General features: G+C 55.6%; 1 protein-coding gene. It reads left to right on the forward strand.

Translation table 11 applies throughout. The annotated features are described in order from the left end of the window. Nucleotides 1–1082 (forward strand): hypothetical protein (locus ACFC02_RS42795; RefSeq protein WP_376368479.1); only part of this gene is annotated, 1082 nt, incomplete at both ends.

A 1082-nucleotide genomic window follows, 5' to 3' on the forward strand; every position in this document is an offset into this window, starting at 1 on the left:
CCTACACCCACCTCACCCCCGCCGAAAAGAACAAGAACACCCAGACCAAAGCACAGATCCTCGCCAGCATCCTCCTCAACGGAACACACACCACCGGCCTCCCCGGAGGCGCACCACGCCTCACCAAGGAAGAGTTCGACACGGCACTGGACATCTGGCTCAACGGCCACCCCGAAACCGGACAGCAAGCACACAAATACCTGCCCACGCGAAACGAGACGGTTACGCTCCCGCCCCGCACCGCAGAGGCAGCAACAAGCAGCAACACCGAAAACCCCGCCCCCCAGACAGTAAATATCGGTAAAATTGTCAGCAATTTAACGCATCAAGGCCGAGCAGAGGTAACGGAACGGTCACATAAGCTACTCAAGCCATTCGGGAAACTAAAGGAACGGAACGGTAGATGGATACTCGAAGTTGCGAATCCTTCCGGCCGAGGCAGGAAATGGCACCTGCCTCCGGACGGTGATAATGAGATCTATGCGCCGCCCGAAGATAAACAGGCCAAAAAATTTGAAACAGCGCTGGAGGTCTGGTTCAACGGCCACACCGAAACCGGTCAGGAAGCACACAAATACCTGCCCAAGGCGGGTGATACTGTAAGAATACCGGTGGATGACCCGGACGGGCGAGGCGGGGGCACGCCAGAAAGAGGCCTGATCACGGTGAATATCGGGAACCAGGTTCGCGAGATGATCAAGATCGGCCGCGTTTCCGTCACCGAGCCAACCATTGATCTGCTGAGGCCCTACGGGAATCCGGAAAGGGAGGGCAATAGATGGTTTCTCAAGGGGCATCATACGCGCGTGGATGAGCGCCTAGCCGATCTTCGAGCTTTCTTTGGTGATCTCAGGAAAGCGGAGAACACGCCGAAGCATCTGGAAAAATTCTTCAATAATATGACCGGAATTGGCCTCCTGAACAGTGAGAAGAATCGGCCGCTTCGCGCATATTTGAGTGAGCGGTTCGATATAGTTGACAGGGGTCGCTATTTTGTAATCGAGCGTGCCCGGTATGGGGTAATGTCCGATGTGATTGCGGGGGCTTTTGTTGCTGATGTGCGGGTGTTTGTGGGGAGGCTG

Source organism: Streptomyces sp. NPDC056160 (assembly GCF_042268205.1).
Classification (GTDB): Bacteria; Actinomycetota; Actinomycetes; order Streptomycetales; family Streptomycetaceae; genus Streptomyces.